Raw genomic sequence first — 12,313 nt, 5'->3', positions numbered from 1 at the left:
AGGTGATAGAAGTGAAAAAGAAATGGATTATGCCTTTGATGGCGGGGCTGCTAGCATTGGTTACAGCTGCGTGCGGTTCAAACAGTGCGTCGCCAGTTCCAGCACAGACGCCAGCAGCTTCTGCAGATGCACAGGCGTCGGCGGCTTCTTCTGAAGAAGTGACCATCAAGCACAAACTCGGTGAAGCAAAGCTGAAGAAAAACCCGCAGACGGTTGTAGCATTCGACTACGGTGTACTGGACTCTTTGGATAAATTGGGAATTGAAGTAACCGGTGTAGCTCAATCCAACCTGCCTCCATACTTGGAGAAATTCAAAGATGCGAAATACAAAAACATCGGCAGCTTGAAAGAGCCGGACTTTGAAAAAATCAACGCAATGAAGCCGGATGTCATCTTCATTTCCGGTCGTCAACAAGAGGCTTATGAAGAACTGAACAAAATCGCACCAACCATCTTCTTGGGCGTCGATACGAAGAACTACATGGATTCCTTTACAACGAATATGAAGACTCTTGGCACCATTTTTGGAAAAGAAGCACAGGTAGATGAGGAACTGGGCAAGATCAATGAGTCCATCAAAGCGCTGACTGACAAAACAAAGGCAAACGGTAAGAACGCACTGATCGTCATGACCAGTGAAGGCAAACTGAGTGCATTTGGACCAGGCTCCCGTTTCGGTATCCTACATGACGTATTTGGCTTCACTCCGGTAGATAGCAATCTGGAAGTGTCTACGCACGGCCAAAGCATCTCCCCAGAATTCGTAGTAGAGAAAGACCCTGACTACCTGTTTGTAGTGGATGGCGGCATCGTTTCCAAAAACAAGGATGCGGCTGTTTCTGCAAAGCAAACGATTGAAAACGACCTGATCAAAAATACGAAAGCATTTAAAGACGGAAACATCATCTACTTGGATGCCAACTACTGGTATCTCTCCGGCGGCGGACTGGTTTCCACTGCCAGCATGGCAAATGAAGTGCTGGCGGACCTGAAATAATCAAACAAGCTAAAAGCGAGTCCACTCTCAGGGCAAATGCCTGGGGGTGGAATTTTTGCTGCTGGGGACAAAAAAGTGTAAGTGCCTCAAGTCGTTTGTCCAAGCCATTGCCGAAACTTGTACATAGAGTAAAGAAAATGGGAAGCACAGCTTCAGGGAGATGAGGAATGGAGGATGGAGAAAAACCATTTATCCAAAAAGCAAATCTTTGATTACATCGTCATTGGTGCGGGAACGGCCGGTGGGGTCATTGCCAAAAAATTGACGGATGATAAAAAGACCTCGGTATTGGTATTGGAAGCAGGGACCGACATGACGGCTGAGCTAACCAGCGGTTCCATTGAACAAGCGATCTTTTTAGCCAGCGATAACAGGTACGCGAATAACATCACTTCCACCATAGAAGCGATGATCGGGCGTCCTCTTTTGTCGCAAAACGGCCGGGTTCTCGGAGGAAGCTCAGAAATCAACGATATGTATTCTGTCCGGGGGAGCAGGGAGCTGTATGACAGATGGGCAGACCTCGTCGGAGATCAATGGAGCTACGACAAGATCCGTTCATTGTTTAAAGAAAATGAAACGTACACGGGACAAACCCAAAACCCGGGCGAGAGAGGCACAAATGGCCCGATTTTTATCAGGCAGCAAATCATTCCGGAAAATGGGCTGATTGAAAGGCTGACCAACGCGACAGCAAAGGTGTTGGGCATCCCCATCGTCCAGGATTACAATACGGGTGTTAGAGACTGCACGTTTTACAAAGGACAGTATAATCAGCGGGAGGTCAACGGCGAATTTGTGCGCTCCTCGACGGCTACTGGCTATTTAAACGCCCAGATCGTCACTCCAGGAAACCAGTTTCAATCAGACCAGTTTGGGGTTGGTGGCAGAAAGCTAGCCATTTTTGGAAAGACCACGGTAGACAAAATCGTCTTTCAAGATAAAAAGAAGCGCGGAAAGTACGTCGCGGTTGGTGTGGATTTTGTTAAAAATGGAGTTTCCCTGAGAAGGTATGCGCGAAAAGGCATTATCGTCTCTGCGGGCTTTTTTTCTTCAGTGATCCTGCAACGATCGGGGATCGGAAAGACGGAGGATCTGACTCGGGCAGGGATCAAAACGTTGATTGAAAGCCCGAACGTGGGTCACAACATGCAAACCCATGCGTATGTCGGCATGGGCGTCCGGGTAGAGACATCGCAGCTGGTGCCGATCCTGCAGGCGGACCCCGATCAACCCCTGGCCCTGGGGGCATTCAAAGCGGAGCATCCAGCAAGCCTGGAAGGCCGTCGTCTGCAGATATTTGGTGCCCCGGTGCCATTTTTCCTCCCCGCTCAGGATGTGTTTGCGAACGGATGGAATTTGAATGTCCTGCAAGGCACCAACATCATGAGTTTTGGCATGCTGGATTTGAATCCAAAGAGCAGAGGGACGATTATGGCGGCACATAGCGATCCGGAAGCGCCCCCATCGTTCTCATTCAACCCGTTGCAAAATCCCGACGATCTGAATTTCTTGGTGGATCAATACATCAATATGTACAACATCATCAAGCAAGCGCGTACTCCGGGAAGCGGCATCCATGAAGTCGTGTACCCTCCTGAAAATATCTTTCTGATGCCAGACGAGACGGAAAAGCGAAGACAGCTGGAGGCCTATGTCAAAGGCTCGTATTCCAACTTCTTTCACTTTGGCGGACAGTGCAGGATGGCGGAGACGATTGAGGAAGGGGTAGTGGACGGCTTCCTGAATGTATTTGGCACGAAAAATCTCAAGGTTGCCGACCTCTCTATCTCGCCGATTCTGCCAGACGGCAACACGTCGATTGCGGCTGAAATGATTGGCTTGAATGCGGCTCGTTTCATTCAGAAGGAAGACGACGACGAAGAGGATTAAAAGCGGGGAAAGGCACGGCAACCCCATAAGCAAATGAAAAAGCCAATTCGTCCACAGGCTTCTGTGTGATGTGCACCCCTTAAAGTAGACATTGGAAAAACCCCTACGGTTTACCGATGAAAACTTTAGGGGGTGCATTTTTATGCCAGCAAAGAAAGGCCAAAAGTTTAAACATTATTGTGAAGAGCTAAAGTTGCAGGCGGTTCAGATGAAATTAGATGGTGTTTCCCATCGAGAAATAGCAGAGAAGTTACATATCCATGATGAAGGACGAATTAAGATTTGGATGCGGAAGTATAAGAAACTCGGAGAGTTTGGGCTTCTGGATCAACGTGGCCGCCGTAAGGAATACATCGATTCGAACCGATATCTGGAGAAGTTAGAGAGGGAAAATAAGATGCTAAAAAAGTGTTTGGAAATCTGGATGCAGGAGGTGCAGTCCATAAGTATGCAACGATCAAACAAGTAGCTGGTGAATATACCATAAGTGAACTTTGCAAGTTGTTTAGAGTCTCAAGAAGTGGATACTATGCTTACCTAAAACGACAAGTAACGGATAGGAACAAGCCCGTAAAAGACTTCATCCAGGCAGTGTATAGGAAGTATGACGGAAAATATGGATATAGACAAACTCAACTATTTCTCCTGCAAGATTGCGGGGTGTGGGTCAATCATAAGAAGGTACTTCGACTAATGCAAGAAATGGGACTTCGTTCTCGAATTCGCCGCAAATATCGAAGTCATTATGTTTCGTCTGTAGGGAGACGAGTTGCCGAGAATGCCCTACAACGTGATTTCAAAGCATGTGCACCGAATCAAAAATGGGTAACGGATATCACACAATATCGTGTTGCGGATACTTGGCTCTACCTATCTGCTATTAAGGATTTGTTTAATAACGAGATTGTAGCCTACCACATGGGAGTTCGTAACGACAATGAACTGGTCCTGCGGACCTTTGAGAAAGCTTTTGAAAAAACGAAAGACGTGACTGGACTGATCGTTCACAGCGATCAAGGATTCCAGTACACGTCCTACGCTTACCACGACATGCTGCCGAAGGTTGGCGCCCAAATCAGCATGTCTCGGAGAGGCAATTGTTATGATAACGCCTCGATGGAGAGCTTCTTCTCGCATCTCAAAACGGAAGGGCTCTACCCCTATGATATCCGAAGTGTAGATGAGGCACAAAGGCGAATTGAAGAATATATTCAATTCTACAATCAAAGTCGACCACAACGAAGATTAAAAAAGCTGACGCCTGTTGAATTCAGACGTCAGCTGTCGGCCTAGCGACCGGGGTTTTTCATACTGTCCACTAAATGGGGTCTTGACCAGTGTTCGAATTGGCTTTATTGTTGATGATTTAGCTTTGGTAGGTGACGTAGGCGAGGATCCCTTCCTCGTCATCCAGTACCAGCTCGATGCCGGCAGAATACGGATTGCGCTGAAGCTGCGTCTCCAGGTAGAAACGAATGGCTTCGATCAAGTTGATCTCGATGAAGACTTGCTTCCTACCCATGGTGTAGACCTCGGCAGAAAAACCGTACTCCTCGTCCCACATCAGTTCAACCTCGACTTCCTGCGGTTGAATCTGCTTCTTGCTCGCCACATGCAGGCAGATGGCGTTGATCAGTACTTGTTCATCAAACGTTATCTTTTCCATGTGTTCAATTCCTGTTTCTTCTGGCGCTGCGTTTTAAAGTAAACGAAAACTTTGCGGATCAAGACGATCACGGCAACGATCGCCAGCATGTTGATCAGGAAGCCGAAAATGGCGCCCAGTGCCCCCATATTGCCGAACAGTCCGCCAAACAGCATACCTGCCAGTCCACCAACCAAGAGACCTTTCATGAAGCCGCCGCTTTTGCTTGGAGCTGCAGTCGCAGGGGTGCTGGTAGGAGTAGTCGTGCTTTTATTGGTAGAAGCATTTACATTCGAATCACCTTTAGTCGGTGTTTGTGTGTTCGTCGGAGCCGTATTGGAATTGAAGGATTTTTTACCGGATTTGTAGCCTTTTGCGTCTGCGTGATCGATAAATCCGCCAGATGCGAAAACGAGTGTTACGGCAACCAAAAGCATGAGCAGTTTTTTCATGTGTTTGTAGTAGCCCCTCTCTTTGATATGACCCTATGGACATAAGTGTACACTAATATCATATCGATTTCCACCAAACATTCCGTGAACAATATGGAAAAATGGTAGTGGCGGAAACTGTCAATCTAGAATTTTCCCCGGATTCAAGATGTTGTTCGGATCGAATTGCTGTTTGATCAGCTTCATCCAAGGAAGTGTATCGGCATGCTCCAGCTGGAGATATTTCTTCTTTCCGATCCCGATGCCGTGTTCCCCTGTGCAGGTTCCTCCTTTTCGCAGGGCATATTCGACGATCTTGACGTTAACCTCTTCAGCGAGCTGCACTTCGGCGGGATCTTGTTTGTTGAACATGAGGCTGGTGTGAAAGTTGCCATCCCCGACATGGCCCAGGACACCGCCAGCCAATCCGCTTTGATCGATGACTTCACGCGCGTACACCACAGCATCGGTCAGTTCCGAGAGGGGAAGGCACACATCGGTGATCATCATTTCTCTTCCTGGATAGCCGTGCTTAAAGGCGTAAGCGATATGATGTCGAGCTTCCCATAGCTTTGCCCTTTTCTTGGAATCTGTTTCAACTAAAAAGTCCACGCAGCCATTTTCAGCTAGCAGCTCCTCGGCAAAGGCGACATCGTGAGCCAGACCGGCTTCGTTGCCATGAAATTCGAGGAACAAGGTAGGCTGCTCCAAATAGTCCGTTTCGCTGTGCAGATTGACCTGGCGAATCGAGGTGCTGTCCACCAGCTCGACACGAGCGATGGCGATTCCGGCTGCCAAGAGGGACATAGCTCCATCGACTGCTGCCTTTACTGTGGGGAATGTGGCGCGGCCGGCAACCACGGTCTCGGGAATTCCGTACACTCTGAGGGTAATCTCTGTAAAGGCACCGAGTGTCCCTTCCGACCCCACAAACAATCCGGTCAGATGATAGCCCGAAGATGATTTGGCGGACAATCCACCGGTGCGAATGATCGATCCATCCGCCATGACGACCTCGAGATCACGGACTTGGCTGCGCATGATGCCATAGCGCACACTGGTGGTGCCGCTCGCATTGGTCGCTGTCATGCCTCCGATGGTAGCGTCTGCACCTGGATCTACAGGGAAGAAGAGGCCGTGCTTTTTCAGTGCTGCATTGAGCTGGGTACGGGTGACACCGGGCTGAACCCGGACCAGAAAATCTTCGGGACGCACCTCGATAATCTGGTTCATTTGCTGAAAATCGATGGAGATCCCGCCTTTTAGAGGGATGCAATGGCCTTCCAGACTGGACCCGGCGCCAAAGGGGACGACAGGGATAGAGCGCTCGCCTGCGTATCTGAGAATAGCCGAAACCTCTTCTTTGGAGGTGGGGAAAACGACCACATCCGGCAATACGGGGGTGTGATGGGACTCATCTTTGCTGTGCTGGTGAAGCATGGTCTCGTTCGTCGTGGCACGATCGTCTGCTGTGATTCGTTTCAGATCCTCGAGTAATGTCTGTGGGATGCTGCCCATAAGGAAATACCTCCATTAGCTGTATTCTTCTTCGGTTTGCGATAGTACAAGAACCTCTAACCGTTGGACAGTTAGAGGTTCACGTGTTTTACGCGCTCTTTTTCAGTTTTCTCGCTGCCCAGTTGCCGAGGGATTGGATCAGCTGGACGAGAACGACGAGAATGATAACCGTGATGACCATCACTTCGATATCCCATTGCTGGTAGCCGTAGCGGAGGGCGAGATCGCCGAGGCCGCCTGCACCTACAGCCCCTGCCATCGCGGTCGCACCGATCAGACCGATAGTGGCGATCGTCAGGCAAAGTACGATACCGGGACGGGCTTCACGAAGCATGATGCGGAAAATGATCTGGGTACGGGAAGCACCCATCGCTTGATACGCTTCGATCACACCGCGGTCAACGTCGAGCAGGGCTGTCTCCATCAAACGGGAGATGTAAGGTGCCGTATACACGATCAGTGGAACGATGGCCCCCTCGATTCCGATGGATGTCCCAACGACCAGCTCCGTAAAAGGAATGATCGCCACCATCAAGATAATGAACGGAAGGGAGCGCACGACGTTAATGATGGTATTCAGGATGTGATAGATCCATTTGTTCGGAAACAGATGATTGCCTTGTGTAATCACGAGCAGGATCCCGAGCGGAATGCCGATCAATGTGGCGACGAACAAGGAGAAGCCGACCATGATGACTGTTTCTTGCAACGACTGTCCAAAGACAGGAATCATTTCTGCCAAGCGATCCATTATCGGGTAACCCCCTCTCGTGCCACGATATCTACGTTGTATACAGATTGGCGAAGGAACTCGATGCCTTCATTTACGTCCTTTTCCTCGCCGGAAATATGCAGGAGCAAAATCCCGAGCGCCGTTCCCTTGATCGAGGTGATGGAGCCGTACAATAGATTGGTGCTCACCGGAAAGCGAGCAGACAAGGTGCCGAGAACAGGATCGAGTGCGGCGTCTCCACGGAATGCGACCCGGAGAATTTTCGCTGCAGGGCCTGTCTGCTTGATTTTCGACAAGATTTCATGTGGCACATCGTCATCAAAAATGGTTTTGATGAAGTTGCGAGTAGTCTGCTGCTGAGGATTGCTGAAAATATCGAGCACAGAGCCCTGTTCGATGACCACACCGTTTTCCATGATGGCTACGTTGTCGCAGATTTTTTTAATGACCTGCATTTCGTGTGTAATCAGCACGATGGTCAAATTGAATTTCCGGTTGATGTCGAGAAGCAGCTCCAGGATGGAGTCGGTAGTCTGCGGATCGAGTGCAGAGGTGGCTTCATCGCATAAAAGGATCTCCGGATCTGTAGCCAGGGCACGGGCGATGCCGACGCGCTGCTTTTGTCCGCCCGATAGCTGAGAAGGATAGGAGTTTGCTTTATCTTCGAGGCCCACCAACCGCAAGAGATCTTCTACCTTCTGCTTGATTACATCTTTGGGTACCCGGTTCATTCGCAAAATCTCGGCTACGTTGTCAAAGACGTTATAGGAGGACAAAAGGTTGAAATGCTGAAAGATAATCCCGATTTTTTTGCGGGCTTGGCGCAATTCCTTTTCTTTCAGCGAAAGCATATCCTGACCGTTGACTACGACGGAGCCGCTGGACGGTTTTTCGAGCAGGTTGATCGTGCGAAGCAGGGTGCTTTTCCCTGCTCCGCTGAATCCGATCACGCCGAAGATTTGTCCTTTTTCCACGTTCAGTGATACGCCCTTCAAGGCTTGAACCTGTTTGTTTCCCACCGTATACGACTTATGGATGTCGGTTAGCTGTATCATCTCTCCAGTCTCCTTGTTGTTCGATAGTTAGTGTAGCTTACCAGGATGGGAGCACAGCTCCTTCAAAGTGTTCGTCGATGAATTTTTTCACTTCTTCAGAACGATAAATCTCAACCAGTTTTTTCAGTGCAGGGTTGTCTTTGTTTGCTTCGTTTGCAGCCAAGACGTTTACGTATGGAGAATCGGATGTTTCAGAGAAGATGGAATCCTTTTTCGGATTGTAGCCTGCTTCCATCGCAAAGTTGGTGTTGATGCTCGCTAATTCTACGTTGTTCAGGGAGCGTGCCAGGAAAGCAGCTTCCAGTTCTTTAAATTCCAATTTTTTCGGGTTTTCGATGATATCCAATGGAGTGGCCTTATTGCCTACGCCATCCTTCAGTTTGATCAGACCGGCTGCTTGGTACAGCAACAGTGCACGAGCACGGTTTGTTGGGTCGTTTTGGATACCCACTACGCCGCCTTCAGCGACTTCTTCCACTTTCTTGTGCTTGGTGGAGTAAAGACCCATTGGGAAAGTTACTGTTTTGCCAATTTCGACAATCTTGGTTTTGTGGTCTTCGTTGAATTTGTCCAGAAACGGAATGGTTTGGAAGCTGTTTGCATCCAGGTTTCCTTTATCGAGAGCTTGGTTTGGCTGCACGTAGTCATTGAATACAACGACTTCTACTTCCAAACCTTTTGTTTTCGCCACTTCTTTTACTTTGTTCAGGATTTCTTCGTGAGGTCCAGCGGTTACGCCGACTTTGATTTTCGTTTGCTCGGCAGCGGTCCCTCCTGCAGCCGGAGCAGCCTCCTGTTTACCTCCGCAAGCAGTCAGCAAGGATGCTGCGAGCAATAGTGAGCTAAGCAAAATTCCTGTCTTTTTCATGATGTGTTTCTCCCCTTTTGTCTAATGAGTGTTTATGTTTTGAAAAATAAAAACCGTTGGAATTAAGAAAAACCTCTTCCCGGAAGAAGAGGTCGTCGTTAACTGTCGCAGCTGGTCAGTCACTCATTCCTCTCTTATCTTCCGGAATTTCTTCCGCTGGATTTGGCACCATACCGTGTTCGGGTAGGTTGCCGAGGCATCATGGGGCCAGTCCCTCCGCCTCTCTTTATAAGAGATTGAGATATGCAGTTAAATAAGTGGTAATTCTTATTTGGATAGTTGGATTATAGCTCGCATTTTTAAACGTGTCAAATGTTATTCGACAACTTTTTTATATTCTGAATGTTGGTAAATTGATCAAAATACGAATGATTGCTTGATAGAAGCGTTTATCATATGTATAATGAGAAAAAATCAATAAGCCTGATACTTACTCTCGCAGGTGATGTCATGACTATACAGGACACAAACGAAAGCAGAAAAAAGCTATCTGCGATCTACAACGAGATAGCTAAGGAGTTGTTCGGCTTTGGGACAACTTTACTGAGAGTAACTATCGAAAATAATATGATTACCTTCTATGCCAAGCATCGGCGCTCACCGCGTTCGGCTGCATTGGAAGGCGAGGCTCCTGCTCTGAAGCTCGAGGTGGACTTCCGAATGTCGCTTCTATATAAGAAGAAGCTTCGCGAACGTTTGGAGGAAGACATGAATCTCGACATGGAAGCTGTACTGAGAGATTATGACGCTGCCACACAGCTGGCGATCACAAACGTCATTTTGGCTGAATCACAATCGAATACCTGACGGAGTCGTTCGGATTTTCCCTTTGGATCTATCTGAGGGGAAGACCGGCGGCAACGGCAAAACGGGTGTCGCTATTCTTTGTTTACGAAGAAAAGTGCTCTTGTTTAGAATGAATGTTCTAATCAAGGGTACTTTTCTTTTCTTTTTTTACCATTTTCTTCTAGATAAAGGTGTGATGGCGAATAGACCAATGATGCCGAGGGAAACAATCAATTGGATTAGAATACGTGCTCCATTATCTGAAAGAGAAACCAAAAACGGAGGAATACAAGATGAAAAAGTGGTTAACAGGAGTTCTTTCCTTTTCGATGATTTCAATGGCGCTCGCAGGGTGCGGCAGCAGCGAGCAGCCGAAAGAAAATGCAGCTGGCGGAGCAGCGAGCGGCGAGCCGAAAAAGCTGGTGATCTCCACCTGGGGTTTTTCCGAGGATTTCTTCCGCAAAGAAGTGTATGAGCCGTTTGAAAAAGAACATAACGTCAAAATTGTTCTGGAAATCGGGAACAATGCAGAGCGTTTGAATAAAATTCGCCAAGGCAGCTCCGATGTGGATCTGATTTATCTTTCCGACTACTATGCGCAGCAAGGAATCGAGAGCGGTGCCTTTGAAAAAATCGATCGCAGCCGCATTCCAAACCTGAAAGAGATCTACGACATCGCAAAAGCGCCGCTGGGTGAAGAGTACGGACCAGCCTACACCATCGGACAATTCGGGATCGCTTATAATCCGAACGTGATCAAAACGGAAATCAAGAGCTGGAAGGATCTGTGGAGCCCTGAAGTGGCAGGCAAGCTGACACTTCCAAACATTACGTCGACGACTGGCCCTATGATTCTGGATGCGGCTTCCCAAGTGGCAGGCAGCAAAGAATTCAATGAAGACCAAGCATTCGCGAAAATGAAAGAAGCGAACAAAGGCGTCGTGAAATACTACGACAAGACCTCTGAATATGTAAACATGTTCAGCCAAGAAGAAATCGCAGCAGGCCCGATCATGGAAATGTACTTCAAAGACATCCAGGCGGCTGTTCCAGAAGCGAAGTTCGTGACACCGGAAGAGGGCGGCTACGCGGTCATGAACACCGTGAACATCGTAAAAGGCAGCAAGAACAAAGAGCTCGCAGAAGACTTCATCAACTGGCAATTGAGCAAGGAAGTTCAGGAGAAATCCGCAAAAGCGAAAGTCGATTCCCCTGTAAACACCGGCGTGAAGCTGACTGACGAGGAAGCAAAAGGCGTAACGTATGGCGAAGAAACCATCAGCAAGCTGCACAAGCTGGACATGAAATTCGTGAACGAGCATTCCAAAGCATGGATTGACCGTTGGAACCGTGAAATTACCCAATAAGCAGGAAAAATAGATAGGACGACAAGGGTGTACGCCAAAGGAGCGATGCCCTTGTCGCCTTCACCAAATGCTAGGGAGGCCCACTGATGAAGCAAAAGATCATACTGGATGTAGACACAGGCATCGATGATGCGCTGGGGATCATCCTCGCGGTACGCAGCGGGGAGTTTGATCTGATCGGGATCACGACCGTAAACGGCAACGTCTCTCTCGGAAAAGCGACGGAAAATACGTGCAAGATTCTCGATTTGCTGCAGGTGGGGAAAGAGATCCCGATCGTGCAGGGAGCATCCCAGCCGCTGCTGCGGAAGGTGTTTTTTGAGCATCGTGTTCACGGTGAGGATGGCCTGGGCGGGGCGCTGCGCGATGTGCCGATCCAGACACAACCGACCCAAGGCTTTGCATCAGATTTCATCATCGAAAATGTACTTGCGAATTCCGGACACGTCACGCTCGTCATGACAGGCCCGTTGACGAATCTGGCGCTGGCCGTACGCAAATGTCCAGAGCTTGTGCATCATGTCAAAGAAGTCATTTTCATGGGAGGCGTCGTCCGTGAACACGGGAATGTCACGCCGACCACTGAATACAACATGTACGTCGATCCCGAAGCGGCCAAAGTCGTTTTCCACGCGGGATTTCCTGAATTGACGCTCGTTGGGCTGGATGTGACGAGAAAGGTTTTGCTAAACGAAGATCATATCCGCGAGCTTGGCGACACGCCGATTGCCCGCTACGTAAAACAGAGCACGTCGGATTACCTCGAACGATATTTTGAGCGCAATGGCGTCAGAGCCTGCGCGATGCATGATCCTCTCGCGGTGGGAGTCGCCTTGAACCGCAATCTGGTGACGACAAAAAAGCTGTATGTGGATATTGAAACGAGAAGTGAGCTGTGTGATGGGCAAACCGTCTGCGATTTCCAGAATCGGTTGAACAAGGAGCCGAACATGAACGTCTGTCTGGCCGTGGATGCCGAAGCGTTCTTTGAGCGTTTTATCCGCGCCCTGAAAGCCTGA

General features: G+C 48.7%; 13 protein-coding genes and 1 riboswitch. Of the genes, 7 read left to right on the top strand and 6 right to left on the bottom strand.

Features of this window, described 5'->3' with window-relative positions; all coding sequences use genetic code 11:
• Positions 1-29: 29 nt before the first annotated feature.
• The 4 genes from JNE38_RS29885 (at position 30) to JNE38_RS29870 (ending at position 4,184) form a co-directional block, all read left to right on the top strand.
• A complete protein-coding gene (locus tag JNE38_RS29885) occupies positions 30-998 on the top strand; it encodes a siderophore ABC transporter substrate-binding protein (protein ID WP_238933770.1) in 969 nt (322 codons plus the stop codon).
• 174 nt (positions 999-1,172) lie between these two features.
• Positions 1,173-2,891, top strand: coding sequence for a GMC family oxidoreductase (locus JNE38_RS29880; RefSeq protein ID WP_203354638.1), 1,719 nt, complete (start codon positions 1,173-1,175; stop codon positions 2,889-2,891).
• Between the two features lie 142 nt (positions 2,892-3,033).
• The gene (locus tag JNE38_RS29875; protein WP_203354637.1) at positions 3,034-3,360 is read left to right on the top strand and encodes a helix-turn-helix domain-containing protein; all 327 of its coding nucleotides are present in this window, start codon (positions 3,034-3,036) and stop codon (positions 3,358-3,360) included.
• Positions 3,300-4,184: an IS3 family transposase gene (locus tag JNE38_RS29870; protein ID WP_203354636.1), complete on the top strand. Its 885-nt coding sequence runs from the start codon at positions 3,300-3,302 to the stop codon at positions 4,182-4,184. The genes JNE38_RS29875 and JNE38_RS29870 overlap by 61 nt, the downstream gene beginning before the upstream one ends.
• A 73-nt stretch (positions 4,185-4,257) precedes the next feature.
• Here JNE38_RS29870 and JNE38_RS29865 read toward each other — a convergent pair whose 3' ends face one another.
• The 6 genes from JNE38_RS29865 to JNE38_RS29840 all read right to left on the bottom strand — a co-directional run bounded on the left by JNE38_RS29865 (position 4,258) and on the right by JNE38_RS29840 (position 9,141).
• On the bottom strand, positions 4,258-4,557 hold the full coding sequence (locus tag JNE38_RS29865; RefSeq protein WP_203354635.1) for a YxcD family protein: 300 nt from the start codon (positions 4,555-4,557) through the stop codon (positions 4,258-4,260).
• Positions 4,545-4,988 carry a hypothetical protein gene (locus JNE38_RS29860; protein WP_203354634.1) on the bottom strand — a complete coding sequence of 148 codons (444 nt, stop codon included), beginning with the start codon at positions 4,986-4,988 and terminating at the stop codon, positions 4,545-4,547. The genes JNE38_RS29865 and JNE38_RS29860 overlap by 13 nt, the downstream gene beginning before the upstream one ends.
• A 120-nt stretch (positions 4,989-5,108) precedes the next feature.
• Complete coding sequence (locus JNE38_RS29855) at positions 5,109-6,485, bottom strand: FAD-binding oxidoreductase (RefSeq protein ID WP_203354633.1); 1,377 nt, start codon at positions 6,483-6,485, stop codon at positions 5,109-5,111.
• Between the two features lie 88 nt (positions 6,486-6,573).
• Positions 6,574-7,236 carry a methionine ABC transporter permease gene (locus tag JNE38_RS29850; RefSeq protein WP_203354632.1) on the bottom strand — a complete coding sequence of 221 codons (663 nt, stop codon included), beginning with the start codon at positions 7,234-7,236 and terminating at the stop codon, positions 6,574-6,576.
• Positions 7,236-8,273, bottom strand: coding sequence for a methionine ABC transporter ATP-binding protein (locus tag JNE38_RS29845; protein WP_203354631.1), 1,038 nt, complete (start codon positions 8,271-8,273; stop codon positions 7,236-7,238). The genes JNE38_RS29850 and JNE38_RS29845 overlap by 1 nt, the downstream gene beginning before the upstream one ends.
• 37 nt (positions 8,274-8,310) lie before the next feature.
• Entirely contained in the window at positions 8,311-9,141 is an 831-nt protein-coding gene (locus tag JNE38_RS29840) for a MetQ/NlpA family ABC transporter substrate-binding protein (protein WP_203354630.1), read from the bottom strand.
• 131 nt (positions 9,142-9,272) lie between these two features.
• A riboswitch (SAM riboswitch) is annotated at positions 9,273-9,376 on the bottom strand.
• 215 nt (positions 9,377-9,591) lie between these two features.
• On the opposite strand from JNE38_RS29840, the gene JNE38_RS29835 reads away from it, so the two are divergent.
• The 3 genes from JNE38_RS29835 to JNE38_RS29825 all read left to right on the top strand — a co-directional run bounded on the left by JNE38_RS29835 (position 9,592) and on the right by JNE38_RS29825 (position 12,313).
• Positions 9,592-9,948 carry a DUF2294 domain-containing protein gene (locus JNE38_RS29835; protein ID WP_203354629.1) on the top strand — a complete coding sequence of 119 codons (357 nt, stop codon included), beginning with the start codon at positions 9,592-9,594 and terminating at the stop codon, positions 9,946-9,948.
• A 272-nt stretch (positions 9,949-10,220) separates the two neighbouring features.
• On the top strand, positions 10,221-11,294 hold the full coding sequence (locus JNE38_RS29830; RefSeq protein WP_203354628.1) for an ABC transporter substrate-binding protein: 1,074 nt from the start codon (positions 10,221-10,223) through the stop codon (positions 11,292-11,294).
• An 86-nt stretch (positions 11,295-11,380) separates the two neighbouring features.
• Entirely contained in the window at positions 11,381-12,313 is a 933-nt protein-coding gene (locus JNE38_RS29825) for a nucleoside hydrolase (protein ID WP_203354627.1), read from the top strand.

The organism is Brevibacillus choshinensis, from assembly GCF_016811915.1.
GTDB classification, from domain to species: domain Bacteria; phylum Bacillota; class Bacilli; order Brevibacillales; family Brevibacillaceae; genus Brevibacillus; species Brevibacillus choshinensis_A.
This window is presented reverse-complemented; position numbering and strand designations above follow the sequence as displayed.

What these genes read in the sequence shown, in the direction of transcription:
- JNE38_RS29835 (WP_203354629.1), top strand. Translation starts at nt 9,592, where the DNA reads ATGACTATACAGGACACAAACGAAAGCAGAAAAAAGCTATCTGCGATC.
- JNE38_RS29855 (WP_203354633.1), bottom strand. Translation starts at nt 6,485, where the DNA reads ATGGGCAGCATCCCACAGACATTACTCGAGGATCTGAAACGAATCACA.
- JNE38_RS29830 (WP_203354628.1), top strand. Translation starts at nt 10,221, where the DNA reads ATGAAAAAGTGGTTAACAGGAGTTCTTTCCTTTTCGATGATTTCAATG.
- JNE38_RS29860 (WP_203354634.1), bottom strand. Translation starts at nt 4,988, where the DNA reads ATGAAAAAACTGCTCATGCTTTTGGTTGCCGTAACACTCGTTTTCGCA.
- JNE38_RS29840 (WP_203354630.1), bottom strand. Translation starts at nt 9,141, where the DNA reads ATGAAAAAGACAGGAATTTTGCTTAGCTCACTATTGCTCGCAGCATCC.
- JNE38_RS29875 (WP_203354637.1), top strand. Translation starts at nt 3,034, where the DNA reads ATGCCAGCAAAGAAAGGCCAAAAGTTTAAACATTATTGTGAAGAGCTA.
- JNE38_RS29850 (WP_203354632.1), bottom strand. Translation starts at nt 7,236, where the DNA reads ATGGATCGCTTGGCAGAAATGATTCCTGTCTTTGGACAGTCGTTGCAA.
- JNE38_RS29865 (WP_203354635.1), bottom strand. Translation starts at nt 4,557, where the DNA reads ATGGAAAAGATAACGTTTGATGAACAAGTACTGATCAACGCCATCTGC.
- JNE38_RS29885 (WP_238933770.1), top strand. Translation starts at nt 30, where the DNA reads ATGCCTTTGATGGCGGGGCTGCTAGCATTGGTTACAGCTGCGTGCGGT.
- JNE38_RS29825 (WP_203354627.1), top strand. Translation starts at nt 11,381, where the DNA reads ATGAAGCAAAAGATCATACTGGATGTAGACACAGGCATCGATGATGCG.
- JNE38_RS29880 (WP_203354638.1), top strand. Translation starts at nt 1,173, where the DNA reads ATGGAGAAAAACCATTTATCCAAAAAGCAAATCTTTGATTACATCGTC.
- JNE38_RS29845 (WP_203354631.1), bottom strand. Translation starts at nt 8,273, where the DNA reads ATGATACAGCTAACCGACATCCATAAGTCGTATACGGTGGGAAACAAA.